This is a genomic window from Methyloparacoccus murrellii, assembly GCF_054657115.1.
On the sequence record NZ_BAAHXD010000050.1, the window covers coordinates 1 to 24,928 of the forward strand.

General features: G+C 64.9%; 23 protein-coding genes. 14 read left to right on the forward strand and 9 right to left on the reverse strand.

The window, feature by feature from the left end; all coding sequences use genetic code 11:
- Positions 1 to 10: 10 nt before the first annotated feature.
- From ACYQ1H_RS12975 to ACYQ1H_RS13010, 8 genes are all read right to left on the reverse strand, one after another.
- Positions 11 to 355: a type II toxin-antitoxin system PemK/MazF family toxin gene (locus ACYQ1H_RS12975; protein ID WP_460028463.1), complete on the reverse strand. Its 345-nt coding sequence runs from the start codon at positions 353 to 355 to the stop codon at positions 11 to 13.
- The gene (locus ACYQ1H_RS12980; RefSeq protein ID WP_460028464.1) at positions 345 to 575 is read right to left on the reverse strand and encodes an AbrB/MazE/SpoVT family DNA-binding domain-containing protein; all 231 of its coding nucleotides are present in this window, start codon (positions 573 to 575) and stop codon (positions 345 to 347) included. The genes ACYQ1H_RS12975 and ACYQ1H_RS12980 overlap by 11 nt, the downstream gene beginning before the upstream one ends.
- A gap of 38 nt (positions 576 to 613) precedes the next feature.
- On the reverse strand, positions 614 to 4,204 hold the full coding sequence (locus tag ACYQ1H_RS12985) for a helicase-related protein (protein WP_460028465.1): 3,591 nt from the start codon (positions 4,202 to 4,204) through the stop codon (positions 614 to 616).
- A 128-nt stretch (positions 4,205 to 4,332) separates the two neighbouring features.
- Complete coding sequence (locus tag ACYQ1H_RS12990; protein ID WP_460028466.1) at positions 4,333 to 4,887, reverse strand: hypothetical protein; 555 nt, start codon at positions 4,885 to 4,887, stop codon at positions 4,333 to 4,335.
- A 74-nt stretch (positions 4,888 to 4,961) separates the two neighbouring features.
- The gene (locus ACYQ1H_RS12995; RefSeq protein ID WP_460028467.1) at positions 4,962 to 6,314 is read right to left on the reverse strand and encodes an undecaprenyl-phosphate glucose phosphotransferase; all 1,353 of its coding nucleotides are present in this window, start codon (positions 6,312 to 6,314) and stop codon (positions 4,962 to 4,964) included.
- Between the two features lie 152 nt (positions 6,315 to 6,466).
- Positions 6,467 to 6,916 carry an NfeD family protein gene (locus ACYQ1H_RS13000; RefSeq protein WP_460028468.1) on the reverse strand — a complete coding sequence of 150 codons (450 nt, stop codon included), beginning with the start codon at positions 6,914 to 6,916 and terminating at the stop codon, positions 6,467 to 6,469.
- A 4-nt stretch (positions 6,917 to 6,920) separates the two neighbouring features.
- The gene (locus ACYQ1H_RS13005) at positions 6,921 to 7,844 is read right to left on the reverse strand and encodes an SPFH domain-containing protein (RefSeq protein WP_460028469.1); all 924 of its coding nucleotides are present in this window, start codon (positions 7,842 to 7,844) and stop codon (positions 6,921 to 6,923) included.
- Positions 7,845 to 7,945: 101 nt separating this feature from the next.
- The gene (locus ACYQ1H_RS13010) at positions 7,946 to 8,683 is read right to left on the reverse strand and encodes an RNA methyltransferase (protein ID WP_460028470.1); all 738 of its coding nucleotides are present in this window, start codon (positions 8,681 to 8,683) and stop codon (positions 7,946 to 7,948) included.
- A 149-nt stretch (positions 8,684 to 8,832) separates the two neighbouring features.
- On the opposite strand from ACYQ1H_RS13010, the gene ACYQ1H_RS13015 reads away from it, so the two are divergent.
- Positions 8,833 to 9,648: an inositol monophosphatase family protein gene (locus ACYQ1H_RS13015; RefSeq protein ID WP_460028471.1), complete on the forward strand. Its 816-nt coding sequence runs from the start codon at positions 8,833 to 8,835 to the stop codon at positions 9,646 to 9,648.
- 4 nt (positions 9,649 to 9,652) lie between these two features.
- Here the strand turns inward: ACYQ1H_RS13015 and ACYQ1H_RS13020 are convergent, their stop codons facing one another.
- Positions 9,653 to 10,519: a 23S rRNA (adenine(2030)-N(6))-methyltransferase RlmJ gene (locus ACYQ1H_RS13020; protein ID WP_460028472.1), complete on the reverse strand. Its 867-nt coding sequence runs from the start codon at positions 10,517 to 10,519 to the stop codon at positions 9,653 to 9,655.
- A gap of 72 nt (positions 10,520 to 10,591) precedes the next feature.
- On the opposite strand from ACYQ1H_RS13020, the gene hemW reads away from it, so the two are divergent.
- The 13 genes from hemW to ACYQ1H_RS13085 form a co-directional block, all read left to right on the forward strand.
- Positions 10,592 to 11,734 (forward strand): radical SAM family heme chaperone HemW, encoded by a 1,143-nt coding sequence (hemW, locus tag ACYQ1H_RS13025; protein WP_460028473.1) that lies wholly within the window; start codon positions 10,592 to 10,594, stop codon positions 11,732 to 11,734.
- Complete coding sequence (locus ACYQ1H_RS13030; protein ID WP_460028474.1) at positions 11,734 to 12,702, forward strand: DUF58 domain-containing protein; 969 nt, start codon at positions 11,734 to 11,736, stop codon at positions 12,700 to 12,702. Before hemW ends, ACYQ1H_RS13030 begins: the two co-directional genes overlap by 1 nt.
- On the forward strand, positions 12,695 to 13,192 hold the full coding sequence (locus ACYQ1H_RS13035) for a DUF4381 domain-containing protein (RefSeq protein WP_460028475.1): 498 nt from the start codon (positions 12,695 to 12,697) through the stop codon (positions 13,190 to 13,192). Before ACYQ1H_RS13030 ends, ACYQ1H_RS13035 begins: the two co-directional genes overlap by 8 nt.
- Positions 13,192 to 14,301, forward strand: coding sequence for a glycosyltransferase family 2 protein (locus tag ACYQ1H_RS13040; RefSeq protein ID WP_460028476.1), 1,110 nt, complete (start codon positions 13,192 to 13,194; stop codon positions 14,299 to 14,301). The genes ACYQ1H_RS13035 and ACYQ1H_RS13040 overlap by 1 nt, the downstream gene beginning before the upstream one ends.
- Before the next feature lie 82 nt (positions 14,302 to 14,383).
- On the forward strand, positions 14,384 to 15,535 hold the full coding sequence (locus ACYQ1H_RS13045; protein ID WP_460028477.1) for a UDP-galactopyranose/dTDP-fucopyranose mutase family protein: 1,152 nt from the start codon (positions 14,384 to 14,386) through the stop codon (positions 15,533 to 15,535).
- On the forward strand, positions 15,532 to 16,449 hold the full coding sequence (locus ACYQ1H_RS13050) for a glycosyltransferase (RefSeq protein WP_460028478.1): 918 nt from the start codon (positions 15,532 to 15,534) through the stop codon (positions 16,447 to 16,449). Before ACYQ1H_RS13045 ends, ACYQ1H_RS13050 begins: the two co-directional genes overlap by 4 nt.
- A gap of 4 nt (positions 16,450 to 16,453) precedes the next feature.
- Positions 16,454 to 17,329 carry a glycosyltransferase family protein gene (locus ACYQ1H_RS13055; RefSeq protein WP_460028479.1) on the forward strand — a complete coding sequence of 292 codons (876 nt, stop codon included), beginning with the start codon at positions 16,454 to 16,456 and terminating at the stop codon, positions 17,327 to 17,329.
- A gap of 106 nt (positions 17,330 to 17,435) precedes the next feature.
- Complete coding sequence (locus tag ACYQ1H_RS13060) at positions 17,436 to 18,011, forward strand: hypothetical protein (protein WP_460028480.1); 576 nt, start codon at positions 17,436 to 17,438, stop codon at positions 18,009 to 18,011.
- Positions 18,008 to 19,225, forward strand: a complete 1,218-nt coding sequence (locus ACYQ1H_RS13065; protein WP_460028481.1) for a hypothetical protein — start codon at positions 18,008 to 18,010, stop codon at positions 19,223 to 19,225. Before ACYQ1H_RS13060 ends, ACYQ1H_RS13065 begins: the two co-directional genes overlap by 4 nt.
- 70 nt (positions 19,226 to 19,295) lie before the next feature.
- Positions 19,296 to 20,486, forward strand: a complete 1,191-nt coding sequence (locus ACYQ1H_RS13070) for a glycosyltransferase family 2 protein (RefSeq protein WP_460028482.1) — start codon at positions 19,296 to 19,298, stop codon at positions 20,484 to 20,486.
- On the forward strand, positions 20,474 to 22,033 hold the full coding sequence (locus tag ACYQ1H_RS13075) for a glycosyltransferase (RefSeq protein WP_460028483.1): 1,560 nt from the start codon (positions 20,474 to 20,476) through the stop codon (positions 22,031 to 22,033). Before ACYQ1H_RS13070 ends, ACYQ1H_RS13075 begins: the two co-directional genes overlap by 13 nt.
- A gap of 155 nt (positions 22,034 to 22,188) precedes the next feature.
- Positions 22,189 to 23,307, forward strand: a complete 1,119-nt coding sequence (locus ACYQ1H_RS13080; protein ID WP_460028484.1) for a glycosyltransferase family 2 protein — start codon at positions 22,189 to 22,191, stop codon at positions 23,305 to 23,307.
- Between the two features lie 84 nt (positions 23,308 to 23,391).
- On the forward strand, positions 23,392 to 24,928 hold a 1,537-nt coding region (locus ACYQ1H_RS13085; protein ID WP_460028485.1), incomplete at its 3' end, for a hypothetical protein.

The window sequence follows — 24,928 nt, forward strand, 5'->3', positions numbered from 1 at the left end:
TTCACTCAAGTCAAGAGGTGATGGCGAAAAGACGGTTTCTGGTTTGGGCCACGCGGGACGCATCGACTTCGGCCAGCCGGCCGACGACACCGCGGATGAGCCGGGCATCGAGGGTAAACAGCTTGCAACGCACCACCGAGGGCGCAGGCAGGCCGGCGGTTTCGAGGTCCTCAATGGGGCAATCCAGCGGCCAGGGCGCGTTCCTGGCCGAGGTGATCATGGCCAGCACCAGATGACCCGAGGAGGTATTGAACGCAGCGGCATCCGACAGCACCAGTGCCGGCCTATTCTTGCTGGCGACACGGTCGGTGAAGGGAAACGGCACGCGCACAACCTGGCCGGCCTCATAGGTCACGGTAGGCGTCCTCGTCTTCCGGACTGTTCCATTCCGTCAGCGTGCCTTCCACCGCCTTGAGGTATTCGAGGTCGATCGGGCGGACGCGACGCACCCGGGCAATGCCATCGGCGGCGATATCCCAGGCCAGCAGATCCCCCGGGCCTACACCCAAAGCAGCGCGAATATCGGCAGGGATGGTGATTTGCCCCTTGGCGGTGATCTTGGCGACGGCGGTCATGGCGGTTTATCGGTAAGGGAGGTAAGGAGCGCCTTACTCTAATGGGCGGCTTCGGCGCGTGCAAGCAACTGGCCCAGATCGAGATTGATGCTGCTCACCGCCCAATCCGGCTCCTGGGTAAAGGGCTTCCTGACATAGTGCGGCCCTTCATAGGTCTCACCTTCCACCAGTACGATGGCCAGAATGAATTGTTCCTGCTGGTTGAGTCCGTAGAGGATTTCATTGCGGGTGACGGTAATGGTCGTCTGACCCTTGGCCCGACCCTTGACCTCGATATGGCGAGATGGCGGCAGCTTGCCGTTGATGGCCGGCGGCTGGCTGGTGATGTCCCAGCCGCATTTCTCGGCCGAGACATCAGTGACGTGATGGCCCATGGCGATTTCAGCTTCGGTAACGGCCTGCATGGCGATCCGTTCGATGCGACTGCGGGCTTCCGCGTCGGCCGACCAGCCGGGTTGGCCCTGTCGCTGCAGTAACAGCCCGGCCGGGATGACCAGCGCCCCACCGATCACGCCGGGCGGGGCCGAGATCACGTGACGCATGGCCTGCAGTTCCTTTTCACGGGATTCGCGCCGAGCGGTCAGATCATCGATGGTGCGGCGGACGTTCTCCAGGGTCAGCCGCACATCCTTGCCGGCGGCGATGTCGTCCTTGAGCTTCAGGTAGCGGTCCGACCAGAAGTTGATCTCCTTGACCAGCCGCTCATGGACGGCGGCGAGGGTCTTGTCGACCCTCTGTTCGCGACGCTCCCGGACTTCTTGGAAATGCTGCGGGACCAGATTTTGGGCTGCCTGAGCAAGCGCCTGTTGCTCCAGGTTCACCCTCACCCCTGACCCCTCTCCCGCCGGGAGAGGGGAACCCAGCCATGGCGCATTCAGGATATCCGGGATCAGCGCCAGGTCGGCCGGCTCGATGGCCTGCAGGTCGAGATGGGGTGCCCAGCCAGCGTGGGTGGCCATGATTCCCCCCTCACCCCGACCCTCTCCCGTGCGGGGAGAGGGCTCCAAGGTGATGAACTGCAATCGGCGCGAGAGGACCTTGCCGGGATCGGCCCCTTCCTTGATGGCGTGATCGACGATGAACAGTACCTTGGGCGTCAGCCCTCTATCGGCGGGATCAACCAGCACCGCGCCACGTTTGAGGGTGTGGCGGTATTGCTCGATGGCGATGTCGGTCACCGCCTGCATCAGCGGGTGGCCGGGGTGAATCAGGCTGGCCATGGGTGTGCCGACCCGGTCCAGCAGGCGGACGTAGTCCTTCTCGAAGCAGACCCGCTCATAACGCTTCAGCACCGGATCAAGGTTGCGGCGGTCGCGGCCGCTGATTTGCCGGTCGCGCTCGCGAATGGCGGCGGGAACATGCTTGATTTCGTAGCGGCCAGATTCGCGCAGTTTCAGATCCCCGCCCAGTTGCCGGAAGGCCTGAGTGAAGAACGCCCGGATGAAGTAGGGTTGCAGCTTGCGGGCCTCGGCCCGTTCCATGTCCTCGCGGACCTGGAACAGCCGATCAGCATCCATGACTTCCTGACACAGCGCATTGCGGCGAAGAATGTCCTGGATGTGCTGGGTGTCGAGCAGCCCCTCGATCTGCTGGAACAGTTTTGCGCGGGTGGCCGGGTCTTCGCCGTAGCGGATGGCCTCGATCAACATGTCTCGCAGGCTCGTTTCCTCGAAGACCTCGCCCAGGATGTCGAACACGCGTCCGCCCAGGGCCTGGCGCTCGACCTCCAGTTTCTCGAACAGCCGCTGGAAGACATCACCCTCGCGGGTTTCGGCGGCGACGACGTTCCACAGATGGCAGACCTCGGTCTGGCCGATACGGTGGATACGGCCGAAGCGCTGTTCCAGCCGGTTGGGATTCCACGGCAGGTCATAGTTGACCATCAGATTGGCGTTCTGCAGGTTGACGCCTTCACCGGCCGCGTCGGTGGCCAGCAGCACACGGGCCGCCGGATCATTGCGGAACAGCTCCTGCACCTTGCGCCGTTCCTCGCGCTTGACCCCGCCATGAATCATGATGACGGCCTCTTCGGCACCGATCAGTCCGCGAATGCGATCCGCCAGATAGTTGAGGGTGTCGCGATGCTCGGTGAAGATGATCAGCTTGCGCTGACGGCCGCTGGCATCGCGCATCTCCGGGGTGTCCTGCAGCAGACGGGAGAGTTCTTCCCATTTGCGGTCCTGGCCGGCATGCACCAGTTGCCGGGCCTGTCCCTCCAGGCTTTCGAGGATGAGGATTTCGGCGTCCAGTTCCTGGAGGGTCCGGGCGGCGGTGGCCTGGTCGACCACGGCTTCCTCGAAGGTTTCGTATTCGTCCGGGTCCAGGTTGTCGGCGGACTCCCAGATATCGTCCGGGGTGCCGTTGAAACCATACTGATCCAGGGTTTTGGCCAGTCCGTGGCCGCGTTGCCGCAGTTTCTCTTCCTCGACCCGGCGCTTGAGCTTGTGGCGGCGGCGTTTCAGTGACTGGTAGATGGCTTCCGGGCTGGAGGCCAGCCGGCGTTGCAGTGCGGTGAGCGCGAAGCCGACCGTGCCCTTGCGCTGGCCTTCGAGTTGATCGGCCCGGTTCATCTCCTCCTTCACGTAGTCGGTGACGGTGTTGTAAAGCGCGGCCTCGGGATTGGAGAGCTTGTAGTTAAGCGTGTAGGCCCTTCGTTCCGGGAACAGCGGCGTGCCATCGAACTTGAGCAGGTCTTCCTTGACCATGCGGCGCATCAGGTCGGAGATGTCGACCTTGTGGGCGCCATCGCGGAACTTGCCGTAGAAACGGTCGGAATCCAGCAGGGACAGGAAGAGCTGGAAATCTTCTTCCTTGCCGTTGTGCGGCGTGGCGGTCATCAGCAGGAAATGGCGGGTGATGGAACCCAGCAGTTCGCCCAGCAGGAAGCGCTTGGTCTTGTTGATCTTGTTGCCGAAGTAGCTGGCGGACAGCTTGTGGGCCTCGTCGACCACGATCAGGTCCCAGCGCGAGAGCCTGAGTTTCTCCTGCAGGTCCTCGCTGCGCGACAGTTGATCGAGACGGGCGACCAGCAGATCGACATCCTCGAAGGGATTGCCGCTGCGGGATTGTTCCACCTGTTCGCGCGAGAACAGCGCGAAGCGCAGGCCGAACTTCTCGTCCATTTCATCCTGCCACTGCTCGACCAGACTGCCCGGGGCGATGATCAGCACCCGCCGGGCATCGGCCCGCATCAGCAGTTCGCGGATGAACAGGCCGGCCATGATGGTTTTGCCGGCGCCGGGATCGTCCGCCAGGACATAGCGCAAGGGTTGGCGCGGCAGCATGGACTGATAGACGGCGGTAATCTGATGCGGCAGCGGGGTCACGTTCGAGGTGTGGACCGCCATCATCGGATCGAACAGGTAAGCCAGGTTGATGCGGGTGGCTTCGACCGCAAGCTTGAAGTCCTCGCCAGGGGCATCGAAGGCCCAGGGACGGCCGGCCTCGGCCAGGGAGAGCGTGACCTCGTCGGTGCGGAACAGCATGCGCTCCGATAGCCTGCCGTCGGTGGTTTTGTAGTAGACGGTCAAGGCGTTGTCACCGACCGGCTCGGTCGTGACGATGCGCACCACCTGCCCGGGCTCCAGGCCGGAGATGGCGGCATCCTTGCGGATGTCTTCGAGCTTCAAGCGGAGTACCTCGCAAGGCCGGGGTCTGAAGGGCGTCAAGTTTAACGCCCCTACGGCCGTTTGCCGGGCACGCCGGGCGTGCCCTCTGCCAGGATTGCGGTGATATGCCGTCCCGCGTTGTGCCGGGCTCAGCGGTCGGCGGGATTCAGCTCGTACTCGATCTGGGTGCCGTCGCTGGGCGGCGTGATGTGGGTGATGCGGCCGACGGCATTGTCGGCGCGTGCCTCCGCCGCATCGCCGCTGAGCGCGGGCTCGGCGGGATCCGTTGTGGCCGCCGGTGCGTCCAGGGACTCGCCCTTGGCAGCGAAACGCGGCAACGGCGGCAGGCTGAGCGTGGCGGGGTCGGGGGGCGGTTCCGGCAGCTTGCCGGCGAAGCGCTGGCCCAGGGGCGCGAACAGCTGCCGGTCGTTGAAGAGGGAGCCGTTTCCGGCCTGCTGCCGGTTTTCCGGGCGGCTGAGCCGGATCTGTTCGCGGATCATCTGCCGCTGCTCCAGCCATCGGCGCAGCTCGCGCAGGCGCTTGAGCTGGTCGTAGCTGAGGCCGGAGATGGTTTCCACGACTTCGGGCTCCTCGCCTGGTCCGCTGGGACCGAGGACGATGCGAGGTTCGGCCAGAACGGCGCCCGCCGGCAGCAGGGCGCCAAGCAGCAGGACGGCGGGTACACCGGGGATGACGGGCTTCATGCGCTTGGGCGGTGAGGGTTGGCGGCCCGGAAGCCGGGCGTCGCAGGCGGGACTATACCCGAGCCGGCGGGCCATCAGTAGGCGTTGGGATGCACGAAGCCCCGGAACAGGGTCAGGGCGATGATTTTCAGGTCCAGCCACAGCGACCAGTTCTCGATGTAGTAGAGGTCGTGCTCGATGCGTGTCGGCAGGTCGGTATCGCCGCGCCAGCCGTTGACCTGGGCCCAGCCGGTGATGCCGGCCTTCACCAGGTGCTTGCGCATGTAGTCGGGAATCTCGTCCTTGAACTGCTCGACGAACATCGGCCGCTCCGGCCGCGGGCCGACGATGGACATGTCGCCCTTGAGCACGTTGAGGAACTGCGGCAACTCGTCCAGGCTGGTGCGGCGCAGGAAGCGGCCGAAGCGGGTTGCCGGCTTCCTGGCGGAACCGCCCCAGCGGATGGCGCCGGCCTCGGCGTCGACCGGCATGGAGCGGAACTTCAGCATCATGAACGGCCGGTTGTTGAGGCCGACCCGTTCCTGCCGGTAGAACACGGGGCCGGGCGAACTCAGCTTGACCCCCAGGGCCAGGAGCAGCATCAGCGGGCTGAGCGATACCAGGATCAGCAGCGCCAGCAGCTTGTCCTCCAGGTACTTGAGCGCCCGGTTCAGGCCGGTCATCGGCGAGGCGGACAGGTCCAGCATCGGGATGCCCAGCACCTCGCTGATGCCGTGGTTGATCAGGCGGAAGGTGAACCAGTCCGGTGCGTAGCGGATGGCGGCCGAGGTGTGCCGCAGGCCATGCAGGGTCTGGCGGATGCGCGCCTCCTCGCTCATCGGGATGGCCAGCCAGATCTCGTCCAGCGGCCGGGCGGCCAGCCGTTCCAGCGTCCCGGTGTCGGGTTCGGGCAGGCGCTCGGCGACGTGGTAGCCGGTCCAGCCCGCCTGCCGCAGCCGCCGGACCAGGCTGTCGGCCGTGGCGCCGGCGCCGATCAGCGCCACGTGCTTCAGGTTGTAGCCGCGCCGACGCAACAGGCGCAGGCTGAAATAGACGGCCAGCCGTTCCAGCCACAGCAGTGCGGTGCCGATCAGCAGCCACAGGCCGAACCACAGGCGCGAGAAGTCCTCCGACGCTTTGACCACGAACAGCCACAGCAGCAGCAGCCCCACCACGCTGGCCCAGCTGACGGCGACCCGCGCCATCATCATGGGCAGGGCGGCGCTGCGCCAGGAGCGGTACACCGGGCGCGACAGCAGCAGGAAAACGATGGCGGCCGCCGCCATCAGGCTGTGATAGCCGGACAGGTCGTCCGGCAGGTAGACCGGCAGGTCGAACAGCCGCCGGATGTTGAGCGCCATGAAACCCGCCTGGGCGATCAGGAGGACATCCAGCGTGCGGATGATCGCCGGCATCAGGGGAGTCGAGAGTCGCAGGTGGGGGTTCACGGCGGATCGGTCGGACAGGGCGCCGTCGCGTCTGTCGCGGTCGGCTTGGGGTGGGCGGAAGGGTACGGGAGGGGGTTCTGCCGATCCCGCGCGGCTACCGCCGGCCGTGGTTGCCGGGGCAACGGCGGCGCGGATGGCCGGTCGGGCGCTGCTCAGGCGGGCGGCTCATCGGCGCTGACCTTGAGGATCACGTTTTCCGCATCGACCACCCGCACCCGGGTGCCGGCGGGACAGTCCGCGCCTTCCACCCGCCAGGTGGAATCGTCCACCCGGATCCGGCCGCGGCCGTTGACGATGGGTTCGGCCAGGGTGAAGACGCGGCCCACGTATTGCGCGGCGCGCTGGTTGAGCAGCGGCCGGTCGGTCTGGATCGGGTTTGTGCGAAGAAACCGCCGGAAGACTAGGATGCTGAGCACCGACAGCAGCGAAAACAGCAGCACCTGATGCTCGAAAGTCATCGCCGGAAACAGCCAGACCACGGCGCCGACGACAAAGGCGCTCTCGCCCATCCAGATGAAGAACATGCCGGGCACCAGCAGTTCGACGATCAGCAGGATGGCGCCCAGCGACCACCAGTGCCAGAACACCACGTCAAAAGGCATGGCGTCAGCCCTCCTTTTTGGTGAAGGCTTCGCGGGTCAGTTCGCCGATGCCGCCCAGCGCACCGATGACGCTGGCCGATTCCAGCGGCATCAGGATGACCTTGCTGTTGTCGGCGGCGGCCAGCTGCTGCAGCGCCTCGACGTATTTCTGCGCGACAAAGTAATTGACCGCCTGCACATCCCCCTTGGCGATGGCCTCGGACACCATCAGCGTGGCGCGGGCCTCGGCCTGGGCCAGGCGCTCGCGCGCCTCCGCCTCGCGAAACGCGGCCTCCTTGCGGCCCTCGGCTTCCAGCACCGCCGCCTGCTTCTCGCCCTCGGCCTTGAGGATGGCCGCCTGGCGCATGCCTTCGGCCTCCAGCACCGCGGCGCGCTTGTCGCGTTCCGCCTTCATCTGCCGCGCCATCGAATCGACCAGATCCTGTGGCGGCTTGATGTCCTTGATCTCGATGCGCGTCACCTTGACGCCCCAGGGCGTGGTGGCGTCGTCCACCACCGCCAGCAGCCGGGCGTTGATCTCGTCGCGCTTGGACAGCAGCTCGTCCAGGTCCATGGAACCCATCACGGTACGGATGTTGGTCATGGTCAGCTGCAACACGGTGTATTCCAGGTTGCTGACCTCATAGGCCGCGCGCGCCGCGTCGATGACCTGGTAGAACACCACGCCGTCGGCCCGCACCATGGCGTTGTCCTTGGTGATGACCTCCTGCGAGGGCACGTCCAGCACCTGTTCCATCATGTTCATCCGGGCGCCGATCTGATCGATGATCGGCATGATCACGTTCAGGCCCGGGGTCAGGGTCATGGTGTACTTGCCGAAGCGCTGCACGGTGTAGGCCATGCCCTGCGGCACGAACTTGACGCTGAGCACTACCAGCACGATGGAGAGCACCAGCAGCAAGAAGACGAACGAACCGAACGCCGACATGAGACACCTCCCGCAGGCCGTGATGAAAGGCCGGGAGGCGATCGCCTCCCGGGGCGGTCATGATAGCGAAGATGGCGGCCCGGCGGGCTCGCCCCGCGACGCTAGTCCGGCCGGTTGCCGGCCTGCCGCTGCACCGCGGTGAGGATGCCGCGCAGCAGGTGCAGTTCCTTCTCGTCCGGCCGCGCGCGGTTAAACAGTCGCCGCAGCCGCCGCAGGATCGAGGTTTCGTGCTTGCTGGCGTGGAGGAAGCGGATGTCGCGCAGGGTGTTCTCCAGATGGCCGAAAAAGGACGCCATCTGCTCGCCCGTGGCCGGCGCGGCGGTATCGCCATCGCCTGACGGGCCGGGCCGCGCCTGGCGGGCGGCCATGAACAGCTCGTAGGCCACGACCTGGATTGCCGCGGCCACGTTGAGCGAGCTGTAGTCAGGGTTGCAGGGAATGTGCAGCAGGAAGTGGCAGCGCTCCAGTTCCTCGTTGGTCAGGCCGGAATGCTCGCGGCCGAACAGGATGGCCGTCCTGGCCTCGGTGCCGAGCACCCGGGCGGCGCATTCGCGGGGGTCGAGCTGCGGCCAGGCGATGCTGCGCAGGCGGGCACTGGCGCCGACGACCAGTTCGCGATCGGCGATGGCCGCGTCCAGGGTCGGGAACACCTCCGCGCCCGCCAGCACATCGTCGGCGCCGGAGGCGCGCGCGGTCGCCTCGCCGCTGGGGAAGTCCAGGGGCGCCACCAGCGCCAGGTCGGCGAGGCCCATGTTCTTCATCGCCCGGGCCGCCGCGCCGATGTTGCCGGGATGCGTGGTGTTGACCATCACGATCCGCACCTGTGCGAGGGAGCTCATGCGGGCGGGGTCCATGGTTGCGAGGGGCGCAAAATATAGCAGAAGTCTGCTACCCTTGACGGCTTCCGGTCATTGGCCGCCAGGCCAGAGCCGCGGCCTTTCCCGGCCCCTCCCCCTTACTTCACCCTACCGAGCGCACGACCCGAGACATGGATCCCATGCTGAACATCGCGGTCCGGGCAGCCCGGGCGGCGGGCGACATCATCGTCCGCGCCATGGACCGCGTGGACCTGCTGAACATTTCCCTGAAGAGCCGCAACGACTTCGTCAGCGACGTCGATCGCCAGGCCGAACACGAGATCGTCGGCATCCTGCGCAAGGCTTACCCTGGCCACGCGGTGCTCGGCGAGGAGCACGGCGAGCAGGGCCCCGCCGGCAGCGATCATGTCTGGGTCATCGATCCGCTCGACGGCACCACCAATTTTCTCCACGGCTTTCCGCAGTTCTCCGTCTCCATCGGCCAGTTCTACCGCGGCCGGATCGAGCGCGGCGTGGTCTACGACCCGCTCCGGCAGGAGCTGTTCGTGGCCCAGCGTGGCGCCGGCGCCACGCTCAACAACCGGCGCATCCGCGTCACCCGGCAGAAGGGCCTGCACGGCGCGCTGCTGGGCACCGGCATCCCGTTCAAGGACCAGAGCTACATCGATCCCTATCTTGCCATGCTCAAGAGCCTGCTCAGGGATGCCGCCGGCATCCGCCGGGCCGGCTCCGCCGCGCTGGACCTGGCCTACGTCGCCTGCGGGCGCCTCGACGGCTTCTGGGAAATCGGTCTCCAGCGCTGGGACATGGCCGCCGGCGTGCTGCTGGTGCTGGAGGCCGGCGGGCTGGTCAGCGACCTGGAGGGCGGCGACAAGTATTTCGACACCGGCAGCATCGTCTGCGCCAATCCCAAGCTGCACGCGCCGATGCTGGAGCTGATCGCTCCGCACCTGACCGATCCGCTACGCGGCCGGCCGACCGTCTGAGGCTTCAGGCCGGCCGCGCCGGCCCGGCCGGGGCCTCGCCGGTGAGCCAGGTCACGCGCCAGCCGCCCTCTGCCCGGTGCGACAGGGTCTTCCACAGCCAGGGCAGGGTCTGTTCCAGGGTGCTGTCGAGCCGCCAGGGCGGATTGATCAGGATCAGGCCGCTGCCATTGAGCCGGAACGCCTCGTCGGCCAGCACCCGCAGCTCTACCGCCAGCATCCGCGGTATGCCCAGGCGTTGCAGGCGGCGCCGGAAATCGTCCGCCGTGGCCTGGTCCTGGATCGGGTACCAGAGGGCGTAGATGCCGGTGGGCCAGCGTGCGTGGGCCTCGGCGAGCGCCTTGAGGACACGCTGCCGCTCGTCCCTGCGCTCGTAGGCGGGGTCGATGTGCACCAGGCCGCGCCGCTCGCGGGGCGGCAGCCAGGCCCGCAATGCCTGGTAGCCGTCGCCGCTCTCGATCCGGACCTGCCGGTCGCCCTCGAACTCGCGGGCGATGATGCGGGCCTCGCTGGTGTGCAATTCGCAAAGCACCATGCGGTCCTGATGCCTGAGAAAGGGCCGGACGATGCGGGGCGAGCCGGGGTACCAGAGCAGCTCGCGGCCGGGGTTGGTGGTGCGCACGGCCCACAGGTAGGGTTCCAGGGCCTCGGGAACGTTACCCGATCGCCACAGGCGCTGGATGCCGGTCTCGTGCTCGCGGTGCTGGCTGGCCCAGTCCGAGTCCAGCCGGTAGCGGCCGGCGCCGGCATGGGTGTCGATGAAGACGAAGGGCTTGTCCTTGTGCAGCAGGGCGCGGACGATCAGGCTCAGCACCCAGTGCTTGAGGACATCGGCATGGTTGCCGGCATGGAAGGCGTGACGGTAGCTCAGCATGAGGGTGGCAGGTAAAACGATGGCAGTATAGCAATGGCTTTCCGGCATCCCCTGGCCCCGGCCGGTCCGATCGTGTCGCCGCCGCTCGGGCTCTACATCCACATCCCCTGGTGCGTCCGCAAGTGCCCGTATTGCGACTTCAACTCGCACCGGGCCGAATCGGAACTGCCCGAGCGCGCCTACGTCGATGCCCTGCTGCGCGATCTGGAAACGGAGGCGGCCGCCATCGGCGAGCGGACCGTCGAGACCGTGTTCATCGGCGGCGGCACTCCGAGCCTGTTCAGCGCGGCGGGTATCGCGGATCTGCTGGCGGGCGTCAGGCGCCGGGTAGCCCTGGCGCCATCGGCCGAGGTGACGCTGGAGGCCAATCCCGGCACGGCCGAAAGCGACCGCTTCCGGGGATTTCGCCAGGCCGGCGTCAACCGGCTGTCGCTGGGCATCCAGAGCTTCGATGCCGCGCCGCTGCGGCGGCTCGGGCGCATCCACGGGCGCGAGGAGGCCCTGGCGGCGGTCGAGATGGCGCGGGCGGCGGGCTTTGCCGCGCTCAACCTGGATCTCATGTTCGGCCTGCCGGAGCAAGGCGAGGCGGAGGCGCTGGCCGACCTCCGTACCGCCATCGGGCTGGGACCGACGCACCTGTCCTTCTACCAGCTCACCCTGGAGCCCAATACCCTCTTCCACAAGTATCCGCCGCGCCTGCCCGAGGAGGAGGCCCTCTGGTCCCTGCAGCAGGCCTGCCAGGCGCTGCTGGCGCAGGCCGGTTTCCAGCAGTACGAGGTCTCCGCCTACGCCCGCGATGGCGCCTGTTGCCGGCACAACCTCAACTACTGGCGGTTCGGCGACTATCTCGGCATCGGCGCCGGCGCCCATGGCAAAATAACCGACATGCGCACCGGCGACGTCACCCGCACCACCCGAATCAGGCACCCGCTGCACTATCTGGCGGCCGCGGGCGATCCGGCCCGGCAGGGCACGCGCCAGCGGGTCGCGCCCGACCAGCTGCCGTTCGAATTCCTGATGAACGCCCTGCGCCTGCGCGAGGGGTTTGCCGAGCCGCTGTTCGCCGCGCGCACGGGGCTGCCGCTTGGCCGGCTGGAGCCACAGCTGACCGCCTGCCTCGACGAGGGCCTGCTGGAGCGCCAGGCCGGCAGGATTCGCTGCACGGCTACCGGCTTCAACTTCCTCGACAACGTCCTGCAGCGGTTCCTGCCCTGATGACCTGGCTGCGCCCCCATCCCGCCGGAGCCGCCACACCCGTGGCGTCCCCGCCAGCCGCCGTCGTCCGCCCCGATCTCGACGAGCTGATCGCCCTGAGCCATCCGGCCTCCGGGATCGCCCTGGCCCGCCCGACCGCCCGGGCGCTGCAAAGCGGCCAGTACCTGTCCCGCTTCAAGGGCCGGGGCATGGAGTTCGACGAAGCACGCCTGTACATGCCCGGCGACGACGTGCGCAATCTCGACTGGCGCGTCACCGCCCGGACCGGCCGGGCGCACACCAAGCTGTTCCGCGAGGAGCGCGAGCGCCCTGTGTTCCTCAGCGTCGATTACCGGGCCAGCATGTTCTTCGCCACCCGCGGCATGTACAAGTCGGCGATGGCCGCCCGGCTGGCCGCCCTGGTCGCCTGGAGCGCCCGTCGGCACGACGACCGCATCGGTGGCCAGGTGTTCTCGGAGGCCGGCAGCATCGAGCTGCGGCCTGAGCACGGCCAGGCGGCCGTGCTCAGGCTGCTCAAGGTGCTGGTGGACCGGGCCCAGGCCGGCGCCGCCGCTACCGATGGTGACCCGGTCCGAGCCCTGGAGGATGCCCTGCTGCATCTGCCCCGCCACGCCCGGCCCGGCAGCCTGGTGTTCATCTTCAGCGATTTTCGCGGGCTCAATGCCGCTGGCGAGGCGGCGCTGAGTCGCCTGTCCCGGCATTGCGACGGCGTGCTGGTGATGATTCACGATCCCCTGGAGCGGCACCTGCCGCCCGGCCGCCGCCGCTACGGCGACGGAACCCGGGAATGGGTGATCGATGCCGACCGGGCCGCCATCGCCGAGTGGGAGCGGCGCTTCCTGACGCGTCAGGCGCAGGTCCGCACGCTGGCACGCCGCCACGGCCTGCGCTTCGTCGACTGCGGAACGGCCGAATCGCCCCTGGCGGTGCTTCAGCGCGGCGCTCACCGCACCCTGCGCCATGCCTGAGCCGGCGAACATCGAGCAGCTGCCGCTGCGCGACATTCATCTGCCCGAGCCGATCGGCTGGTGGCCGCCGGCCCCCGGCTGGTGGGGGCTTGCGGTTCTGGTGCTGGCCTTGATGGCGGGGCTGGCGCTGTGGTGGCGGCGCCGTCGCCGCCGGCCCGGCCCGGTGCAGATCGCCCTCGCCAACATCGCCCGGCTGGAGGCCGACGCCACCCTGTCGCCGGTGCAGAAGGCCCAGGCGCTGTCCATCCTCATGCGCCGCGTGGCCCTGAGCCTCTATCCCCGCGAGACGGTAGCGGGGCTGTCCGGAGAGGACTGGTTGCGATGGCTGGACGAGGTCGGGCCGCGGCCGCTCTTCAGCGAGGGTCACGGGCGCGGTCTGGTCAGCATGCCGTATGCCCCCGACCCGGCAGGACAGCTGGAGGCGCTGCTGGCGCATTGCCGCACCTGGCTGACGGCCCTGGCGGAGAGGCCTGGCCGCACTCCGTCGTAATGTCTGCCGCATTCCGGATCGTTGCCGATCATCGCCGGGACGCCGGCCGGCAGCCGCAGGTCTCGCTGGTCGTGCCGGTCTTCAATGTCGAACCCTACCTGGCCGAATGCCTGGCATCGATCGCCGACAATGCCGGTGCGATCGATCTCGAGCTGATCGTCATCGACGACGGCTCCACCGATGGCTCGCTGGCGCTGGCGCATGCCTTCCTGCAGGCCGAACGCCGCCTCCCGGCCGTCCTGATCCAGCAGGCCAACCAGGGGCTGTCCGCGGTGCGGAACCTGGGCGCCACGCTGGCCAGCGGACGTTACCTCGGCTTTCTGGACAGCGACGACCGCCTTGCTGCCGGTGCCCTGGGCAGTCTGCTGCGGCTGGCGGAGGCCAGCGGCAGCGACGTGGTCCTGGGCCGGACGCTGGTGTTCGACTCGGCGAGCCAGGCCACCTGCCCGTTCTACGACGCAGCCATCTGGCAGGGCCTGCTGTCCGGTCGGGCCACGCGCGTCACCGATGCCCGGCAAAGCCCCCGACTGCTGTCGCTGGAGCCCAACGTCAATTACCGGCTGATTCGGCGGACGTTCTACCATGAGCAGGCCCTGGAGTTTCCGCGCGGGCTGTATTTCGAGGATCCGCCCGTTCACTTCGGCATGCTGCTGGGGGCACGCCGGATCGCCCTGGCCGATCGGGTCTATTACCACTATCGCGTCAACCGGGAGGGCAAGATCACCGAGGCGCGCAGCCTGAGGCGCTTCGACGCCCTGCGCGTGGCGGCGCTGGCGCTCGATGCGCTCCGGGCACGTTCCGTGGCGCCCTCGCAGGGTGGCGCCGCCCTGCGGGTCCTGTTGCGCATGGCCTGGGGCTGCGGGGTGAGAACGCCGCCAGCCGCCCGCCGGGCGTTCTTTGCCGAGGCCTGCGGGCTGTTCCGCTCATCCGTGCCCGGGTCCTGGCTGGCGGCCTATCGGCGACAGCAGGGCTGGGATCCCAAGCATCTGCTGCTGGCTGGGCTGTTCGCGTCCGGTTCCGTGAACCTGCTGACCCGGCTGGCGCAGCTGGCGGATGGCAATCGCCCGGGCTCTCTGCGCGGCGTCGTGCGGCGGATCGCCGGGGGATGACCGGGAAAGCTGCGATAATGCCGGCTGCGTCGCACTGAGCCCCGTTGCGGCGCTTCCGGTATCGACTTCGAGGGAGGTGAGTGTGAATCTGGGTGTCGTGGGCGCCGGTTTTTCGGGTGCCGTCATTGCCAATCAGCTGGCCGAGCAGGGGCATCAGGTCACCGTCATGGATGTTCGCCCGCATGTGGCGGGCAACTGCCACAGCGAGCGCGACGCCGAGTCGGGCGTGATGGTGCATGTCTACGGGCCGCACATCTTCCACACCGACAACAAGCGGGTCTGGCAGTTCATCAACCGCTTCGCCACCTTCGAGCCCTATGTCAACCGGGTCAAGGCCACCACCGGAGGCCGGGTCTTCTCGCTGCCGATCAACCTGCTCACCATCAACCAGTTCTTCGGCAAGACCTTCAACCCGGCGCAGGCCGCGGCTTTCATCGCCGCCGCCGGCGACAGCCGCATCCACGATCCGCAGACCTTCGAGGAGCAGGCCCTGCGCTTCATCGGCCGGGAGCTGTACGAGGCCTTCTTCAGGACCTACACCGTCAAGCAATGGGGCGTTGCCCCCGCGGACTTGCCGGCCAGCATCCTCAAGCGCCTGCCGGTGCGCTTCAATTACGACGACAACTATTTCGCCCATCGCTACCAGGGCATGCCGCGGGACGGCTATACCGCCATCGTCCGGCAGTGGCTGGCGCATCCGAATATCCGCGTCCAGCTGGACCGCAGCTTCCGGCGCGCCGAGGCCGGCTCGTTCGATCATGTGTTCTACAGCGGTCCCATCGACGCCTGGTTCGACCACGCCGAGGGCCGGCTGGGATACCGGACGCTGGACTTCGAGCCGATTCGGGCGGAGGGGGATTTCCAGGGGTGCGCGGTCATGAATTATTGCGATGACAGCGTGCCCTGGACCCGCATCAGCGAGCACAAGCATTTCGCCCCCTGGGAGCAGCACGAGAAGACGCTGTGCTTCCGGGAATACAGCCGTGCCTGCGGGGCTGACGACATTCCCTACTACCCGATCCGGCTGGTGGCGGAAAAGGCCTTGCTGGCGCGCTATGTCGACCGGGCCAGGGCGGAGACCGGCGTGACCTTCGTTGGTCGCCTGGGCACCTATCGCTACCTCGACATGGATGTGACCATCGGCGAAGCCCTGGAGACCGTGGACTGTTTCCGGGAGGCCTGCCTTGCCGGCCAGCCCATGCCGGCCTTCGTGAAGGACCCGCTGGGCGCATGAGCGCCGCCATGCCCGCGCCGGGCCGGCCGGATGGCTGGCGGGTGGCGGCCGTCATCGTGACCTATCAGCGGCCGGAGGAACTGCGGCTGGTCGTCGACGCCCTTGAGGCGCAGACACGGCGGCCGGATCATCTGATCGTCTTCGACAATGGCGGGACGATCCGGGCGGACCGCAGCCTCAAGGGCAGCGAACTGCCGATGGAGATCATCCTCAGCCCGTCCAACGTCGGCGGCGCGGGCGGTTTCTCGCGCGGGCTGGAGCGGGCCCTGGCCTGGCAGGCGGACTGGATCTGGCTGCTGGACGACGATGCGATTCCATGGCCCGACGCGCTGGCGAACCTGATCGGGGCCCTGCCCGGGCTGCCCGACCGAACCGGTGGCGTCGGTGTCGCGGTGCGCGAATACGGCCGCTGGGCGGTTCGTCACCGCCGGCGGTTCTGCTCCTGGGCCGGCTGGGAGTGGCCCCTGGCGCGGGCGCGGTATCGGCAGGTACGGGCGGAAATCGATACCGCCTCCTTCGTCGGCTTCCTGGTTGCGGCCGAGGCGGCGCGGGCGGTTGCGCTGCCGGATGCCGATCTGTTCATGGCCTTCGACGACACCGACTATTCGCTCCGGCTGCGCCGGGCCGGGTGGCGGCTGTGGCTGATTCCCGGCGCCGTCGTCGACCATTTGCGCAGCCCCGAATCCCGCCTGCACAGCTCCAGGCTGGGCAGCAAGCACTACTACAACATCCGCAACCGCCTGCTCGTCCGGCGCCGGTACGCGCGATGCGCGGCGCTGGTCGCCATCGATGGCGTGTTGTACGGCCTGCTGATGTGGCTGGTGACGGGAGGCTGGCGCAGTCTCGCGTCGACCCGCCTGCTGGTGCGGGCGCTCCGCGATGGCCTGTCGGGCCGGGCGGGCAGGCTCGCGTGACGGCATGAGCGACGGGGCGGTTTTTGCCCGGCCGCGCGGCGCCGCGATCATCCGTACCCAGGCCCGGCGGCTGGACGGGCTTGCCGAGGCGCTGGATTCGGTGGCGCGGCAAGCGCTGCCGGTGACGGCTTTCGTGGTGGTGCACGGTAGCGTGGTGGAGCTTGAGAGCGCCAGGGAGCGGGTCCGTGGCTGCCATCCCGATATCCGCTTCCTCCAGGCGCCCGATACCGGGCGGCATCGGGGCTATCCGCTGAATCAGGCGCTCCGGGCTGTCCATGCGAGCGATGTGCCCTTCGATTTCCTGTTCTTTCTCGACGACGACGATATCGTCTACCCGGCATTCGCGGCGACGCTCTGGGATGCCCTGTGCCACCGGTCCGCGGATGTGGCCTATGCCGCCAGCAATCGCCGGGTGCCGGGCCAGGATGCCGGGCCAGCCTATGCGCCCCTGCCCGTCAGCTGCCTGCTGTTTGAAAACTTCATCCCCATCAATGCCTACGTCGTGCGGATGGACGCCGTCCGCGCCCTGCGGCCCTGCTTCGACGAAACGCTGGAGGTGCTGGAGGACTGGAATTTCCTGCATCGCCTGCTTGCGCTGGGCCTGCGGTTCGAGCCGGTCTTCGAGACATTGTCGGAATTCCGCCTGACCGGTGATGGCAATACGCCGGACAAGCGCGACCAGGCCATGTGGGATCGGTCCTGGGATGGGGTGCAGGCTTTCCTCAAGCGTTTCTGGCGGGACGCCGATCCCGGGCGCTACCTGGCCTGCATGGCCGCGTTTGATTACCGTCGCCGGGGGGCCTTGAGCGCCGCCGAGACGCGCATGGTGCGGGAAACGGAGGCCTTGCTGTCCCGGCGCCTGCGCGAGGTCGCATCCTGATCCGCCGGGTTTTGGCAACAACTGCGCCAAGTGGGCTGCCGCCGCAATATGACATTACCATTACAATGCCCCGGCCGTCCCGCTTCCGGAATACCCCTTCGCGCACATGTCCGATGACCTGACCCGTCCTGGCGCTCCTCCCGGCGCCGAGCTTGCCAGCTGCCGGCGCCGGTGTGCGGACCTGGAGGCCCAGCTGCACCAGGCTCGCCGCGAGCGGGAAAACCTCCGCCGGGACTTGCAGGCCCGGCTGTTGCAGGTCAGGCTGGCATCGGAGCACCGACTGGCGGCGGCAGGCGCCGCGACAGAGCGGGCGATGGCCGACAGGGAGGCCGAGCACCGGCAGGCACTCCTGGCCTGCGAACAGGAGCGGGATGCCTACCTGCAGGCGCATGAAATCCTGCGGGTGACGGCTGAGGAACGGCAGGCTCAGGTGCAGTCCTTGACCGATAGGCTGGCCGCCCTCGGGACGACCTGCGCCGAGCAAGCCCGGGAACATGCCCGGCAGGTGGCGGCGGCCCTGGCCGCCCGGCGGGAGCTGGAGGAACGCCTGGCCGAGCAGGAACGGCATCGCAGGGAACGCGAGCAGGAGCTTCGCGGCGTCTATGCTTCGCTCAGCTGGCGGCTGACGGCTCCGCTGCGGGGCATGATGCGGATCGTCCTGCGGCGGCATTCCGCCGCATGAGCGCACCGGCCGCAGCCGCCTGGCGCGGTGGCTCCTGGCCGGTGCCGGGCATGTCCTCGCCATCCTCCCTGAACGGCGCGCTGGCGCGACTGTTCGACGCCGACTGGTATTGCCGGCAATACCCCGACGTCGCCTCTTCCGGGAGTGATCCGCTGCGGCATTATCTCGAGCATGGCGCCTGGGAGATGGCGAACCCCAATCCCCTGTTCGACAGCGCCTGGTATCTGCGCACCGTCCCGGAAGCGGCCCGGGCGGGACTCAATCCCCTGGTGCATTATGTCCAGGCGGGGGCGGCGGAGCACCGCGATCCGCACCCGCTGTTCGATACCCGAACCTATCTGGATGTCGCCGGACGCTTGCCGAACCATGTCACGCCCCTGGAGCTGTTCCTGTCGACGGGGCGGGATTTTTGCGCAGGCGCCTATCGCAGTCTCGACATGCTGGAGACGGTACAGCAGCACTTTCTCCGGCAGGTGCGGGTGGAGCTGATTGCCGACCGGCGTGCCGGTCCGGCCGGCTGGGCTGTCTTTCTGCAATGCGGCCGGTCCTTCCTCCATCGCCGCTGGCTGTCGCCGGGGGGGCGCAGACCCTGGCATGTGATAGCGAATTTTTACGACGACACCTACAATCAGGCGGATTGGGCGGACGTGGTGCTGGCGCAGAGTCTGGGGACGAAGTTTTCGGCGATCCACCGTCTGCTCGAGGACCGGCCGGGATTCCTGGAGCAGTACGACTACATCCTTTACCTGGATGATGACGTCCTGATCACGGAGGAGGCCATCACCCGCCTGTTCCGGCTGGCGGAGACATTGCAGCTGCAGCTGGCGCAGCCCGCGTTGACGCAGGACTCGGTCAGCGCGTGGGAGGTGCTGAAGCAGCAATCGGGTTCCCTGGGACGCTACTTGAATGCCGTTGAAATCATGATGCCCCTGATCAAGCGCGAGGCGCTCCTGGCCTGCGCCTTCCTGTTCCCCCGCAGCATCAGCGGCTGGGGTCTGGATTTCGCGCTCGGCGGACTGGTGCGGCGGCTGTTCGGACCCCGGCGGATCGCGGTCGTCGATGCGTTAACGGCCGCCCACCGGAAGCCGGTCGACACCTGCCAGGGTGCCTATTACCGCATGCTCAAGAACCATGGGCTGAGTGCCTTGGTCGAGGAGCGGGCAAACGGGCTCCGCTATGGGTTTCATGGACCTATTGCAGAGATAAGCGATTGATCGGGTCTGCGCCGCTCTGAGTAACAAGCGGTTCAGCGTTGGTCGATAAGTTCGATTGATCAGGTTAAACATGCACCTTGAATACGAAGCTGAATTTGATTCCCGAGCGCAGAGCCGGGACGTACCACCAGATGTGTCGCTGATTGTTCCCGCCTATAATGTTGCTCATTATGTTGAGGAGTGTTTGACCTCCGCCTTTGCTGCGCTGCACGGCATCTTGGCGGAGGTGATCATCGTCAATGATGGGTCAACCGATGGCACACACGATGTCATCATGTCTGTTCTGGCCCGGAACTGGCCTTGCGAACTGCTGTATATCAAACAGAAAAATGCCGGGGTGTCGGCGGCTCGAAACCTCGGTCTGAATCTTGCCCAAGGCGAGTATATTGGTTTTCTGGATAGCGATGATCTGCTAATGGCGGGGGTCGTCAAGGATGCAGTGGATTTTGCTCGGCATAATGCCTGCGATGTGGTTATGGGGCGGACCCTGGTGTTTGATTCCAAGACACATGATGTTTATCCGTTTTACGACGACTGGGCGTGGGACCGACTGCTTGACGGCAGTGTCAGCAAGGTGGTGTCCAGATATGGAAATGCCGACCTGTTCTATTTGGAGCCAAATCCAAACTATCGGCTCATCAGTCGCAAGCTGTTCGAGAGCGGGAGGTTGAGGTTTCCCGAGGGACGATTCTTCGAGGATCCGCCGGTTCATTACGAAATGCTGGCAAGTTCTGCCCGTGTGGGCCTGCTGGACATCCCCTATTACTGGTATCGGGTGGCGCGTCCGGGCAAGACCACAGCCGACCGCAGCCGAAAGCGGTTTGATATCCTTGCCGTTGCGGCCGAGACTATCGAGAAGCTTGCCTCTGCCGAGCTGACGGACCGGGAGGGCGCGGCGGTACTCTACGGACTCATCCGCATTGCCTGGTGGTGCGGCACCATGCTGCCATCGGATCTCCGCCATGAGTTCTATGGAAAGGCCTGCGAGATTTTCTCCAGCATGCCACCCAGTGCTTGGGTCGTGGCTTATCCTGCACAAAAACTTCCCGAAGATATCTATTACCTGATTGGCAGCGCACTGCTTTCCGGTGACAGGTCGAGATTGATTGGTCTGGCTGCGGGCAGAAAGGACCCCGTGCGCTCGGCTTATCTGCTGTTGAGGGCCGGGAGGCTTGATCTGCTTATGGCTCGTGCCAAACGAATTCTTGTCAACTTTATTGATCGTCGACAATTATCGGGATTGATCTCATGGGGGCGATAAATAATTATCTCCAGCGCGTTCTGTCTGGGCTGTCATCCAGAACGCCAGAAAAGATGATTACGGATGATCTGTGGCGAATCCGCCATCATTGGTTAGGGCCCGGCGCTTTTGTCGGGGCGCCCGACACCAGCATGCTCAGTTTTGGGGGACGTTCAGGGTTGTATGCCCTGGTGCGGGCGTATCGTAACCCTTCCGAGACGATTCATGTCGTCGAGCGAGATCTGGCCCTGAGGCTGGCAATTGCCGAATCCATTACCATGCTGGGTCTTCAGAACGTCAGACTTCATGCATCCTGCCTGGATGTTCTGGCATTACCTGAGTTGGATAAGGGCCCCGTGGGGGTTGTTCACTTCGACAGGAAATATTTCGATCGCGAACTTTTGACGACGCTTGCCGCCAGGACTGGTTTTGATTACCTGGCGGGAGAATTTTCCGAGGCTAAGGCGAATGTTTTGTGGGTTCACCGCCTGAGTCGCCAAGTTGCAAAAAACTTCCATTGGCGTATCACCGGGCAGTCTGGCGTGATCGCGGGATGCCGCTTTGCCGGTCCCGACGTATCGGTGGTGGTACCCGCCTATGGGGTCGAGGCTTGCCTGGACCAGTGCCTGGAAAGTCTGGTTACGCAAACCCTCGACGCGATGGAGATCATTGTGGTCGATGATGGCGCCAGGGATCGTTCTGGAAAGATCGCCGACGAGTGGGCAAGGCGGGATGCTCGCATCAAGGTTCTGCATCAAGAAAATGCTGGGTGCGCCACTTCCCGTTCGAATGGCATGAGGGCTGCTGGTGGGCTCTTTATCGGTTTCCTGGATGGAGACGATTGGGTCGACCCGCCGATGTATCAGGCGCTGGCGGAGTCGGCGATTCGGTTTAGCAGCGATATAGCACAATGCGGTTTTCGGCATGTCTACCAAGTGGATAACACGCGGGAAGATGAGCGGGAGCATTTCCAGCTGTCCCATGCGCTCTCGCCGGGCGAAGGTCTGGTGGCGAACCCCAAGGCATTGATACCCCTGAAGCCTTCGATCTGGCGTCGAATATACCGGCGGGATTTTCTTGAAGAAAACGGGTTGGACTTCGCCAGAAACTTGCGGCGATTCGACGACACCCCGTTTCATTTCATGACCCTGGCGCTGGCGCAGCGGTTATCGGTTGTGCATGGATGCTATTACAATTACCGCCAGCAACGTCCTGGGCAGGATATCGGTGTCGCCGATGAGCGACTTTACGTGCATTTTCCAATTTTTCAGATATTGAAGGAGTTTGTGCGGCAACATCATTCCCGGGAACTGGAGGAGGCGCTTTTCAAGACTCAGGTAGCCTCGCATTATTGGGCAGCGAGTGTCATTGAACCCCGACTGCACAATACCTATACGAATGCCGCCAGATACGACCTTTTTGGGGACAATGTGTCCTTGCCGCCGGGCATCTTGCTGAAGTCCACCCGCTCTCTGGGGCGAGGTCGATCGTTGTGGGCAAGAGCCATGCGCTATCGGTCCGATGCTGGCAAGGATGCCTGGATGTCCGTCAAGGATTACGCCAACTAGCCTGGCCGTGTTTATCAAGCCCAAAAGCAGGCTTTCGCTTGCTAGGTGACGTGGTAATAGATCAAGCAATCCCCCTGCCATGCTAGGCCCCAAAACACCGTAAGCCTTGGCTTGGGTTGATCTTCTGATGTCCAGCCTGTTGGGATGAGGGGGTCATGCTGACATTTCCGGAAATGCAACACATGGCCAATAGCCTTGGTAAAGAAGGTGTTCAGGCATCATGCGAAGTCATCCTGGATAGCCGCTCAATCGTCAAGCGTGCTGATCCTGACGTCTCGCTGATCATCCCAGTATATAATGTCAGAGATTATGTTGACGAATGCCTTTTGAGTGTGCTGTCGAACTGTCACATGATATCTCTCGAGATCATCATCATTGATGATGGTTCTACCGATGATTCAGCCGTCGAAATCTCCAGCTTGCTGCGGGGCAGACAGGACGTCCAGGCTCTCTTTATTCGGCAGGATAACCAAGGGCTTTCTGCGGTCAGAAATCTTGGTGCCAAGCTCGCGAGAGGGAGGTATCTCGCTTTCCTGGATAGCGACGACTTTCAGATGGCGGGCTCGCTATGCAAACTGTATGGCTTTGCGCAACGGCAGGCCTGCGAAGTGGTTCTCGCGAGGAGCTTGGTTTACGACGCCAAGACCCAGCATGCGTTTCCCTTTTACGACCAATGGGTCTGGGACCGCCTGTTGGGCAGGGCACAGGTCCGGGTGATATCGCGACTTGAAGAACCCAACTTGTTCCTGTTGGAGCCCAACGCGAACTATCGCCTGATTCGGCGGGATTTCTTTCATTCGCATCGTCTATGTTTTCCTGCAGGGCGTCTGTTCGAGGACCAGCCCGTGCATCTGAGGATGTTGGCACTGGCCAGCAGGATCGGCTTGATCGCTGATTTTCATTATATCTATCGTGTCAATCGACCGGGTAAAATCACGACCCAGCGTGGCAATACCCGGTTCGATGCACTTGAAGTAGCGCTTGAATCTCTCCAATCCATGCGGGACTTGAATCCTCCCGCAGCCATCGGTGCTGCGGTTCTCTATTCTTTGATACGTGCAATTTGGTGGTGCGGGGGCATGACGTTTCCCGGGCAGCGCCATGACTTTTTTTCCAAAGCCAGCCAGATTGTGCGGGACAATGTGCCGGAGGACTGGCTGAATGATTACTGGATGCTGGAGTGCCCGGATAGTCCAAGCCAAAGGCCGGTGGTTGATGCTTTGATGCGGGCGGATGTGCAGAAACTGGTAGGTTTATCTGCGGGCATGGCCTAGTTCTCGGGCTTTCTGAACCATGATCATCTCTGCATTCCATCGTATTTTAGGCGCTAGCCGGCAGGATGGGTTCGACATCTCGCCATGAGAGCGCAAGACCTCGTCGGCTATCTTTCTGTGCTGACGCCTCAGCATCTTCTTGAGGACGACAAATGGCGCCTGTCACATTTTTTTTATGGGCTTCATGCCGAGTGCAATACGCATGAAGGAGCGTCGCTAATTTTCGGTGGCAAGTCGGGATTGTTGCCGCTGCGTTGGGCTATCAATGATCCCAGGTACCCCGTCCATGTTGTCGAGCGGGACAGGTTTCTGCGCGAGGTCATCGGTGAGTCGGCTCAATCTTTGGGTGTCAACAACCTGATCCTGCATGCTTCCAGTGATGCCTGCATGGCTAGCCTGGGTGACGAATCCAGGGTCTTGGGCAAAGTATGGGTCGACTGGAAGTACTTTTCGGCCAGCCTTGTCGAGGCTCTGGTCACCGGCTTTCGGATCGGCTATCTGGCGGGTGAGTTCGATGAATGGCTCGCCAATCCGCTCTGGCTGCATCGAGGTAGCCGGGAAGCTGCCCGGCAGTTCTACTGGCACAATGCCACGGTCGCGCTCCCGATGTCCGGACGCCAGGAAAGGGGACCTGATGTCACCCTCATCGTGCCCCTCCCTGTCCAGCAGGTGCCGGATGAGATTTATCGTTCGCTGGCAATTCTTCTGGCGCAATCGCTGATCCATGTCGAGCTTCTTCTGGTCATGCCGGCGGAATGCGATCCCGAGAGCGGCCTGTGGCTTGGACCTTTACGGGACATCCAGGATGATCGTATACGGGTGCTGCGGGCGCCCGCATGGTCCATGGCTGAGGCGCGTACCTTTGGTTTGCGCGAGGCCTCCGGACTTTTTGTTGCCTTTGCCGACGCAGCGCAGGGTGGCCTTGAACCTTCAATGCTCGGGGGGTTGCTCGAATCCGCCGTCCGCTTCAACAGCGATATTGCCTTCTGCCGTCATCCGTCGGGATCGTCAATAACCGCCGCAGAGCTAAACCCTCAGACAGGCTCGGCAACCGGGCTTCTGGTCGAACCACGCGCGCTACTGGGCTGTCCGCCTCTACTCGACGCATGTCTGTTTCGGCGGCGGTTCCTCCAGGAGCATGGTCTGTCATTTCCCGCCGAGGCAGGGCAGTTTCACGATGTTGCGTTCCGTTTCATGGCTCACGCCCTGTCTGAACGGACCTCCGTACTGTCCTGCGCCCATGGCACTGCTGGTTGTCAGGCAAGATCGGTTGAGGATTCCGCGCACGATGAATCCAGCCTTGAGCGAGACCTTTGCGCGGTCGACGCCGTATTGCGTGACTTCGTTTGCCGGCATTACGAGCCTTCCCTCGAAAAGGCCCTGTTCCTTAACCGGGGGTATCGGTATCGTCAGATGCTGGCGGATACGCCACACGATGGAGCGCGGCGGGACATGCGTCGCCGCATGGATCAGGCCATATTATTACAACAGGCGATCCTCTACGCGCATGTGGCTCAAGTCGATGAGGCTCTCGTGGAGTGGGTTAGGTCAGAATTTATCACCATGGAGGCGGGTGAATATGATGGTTTTTCTGATGCTTTAGGGGGGGGCTTGCAGATTT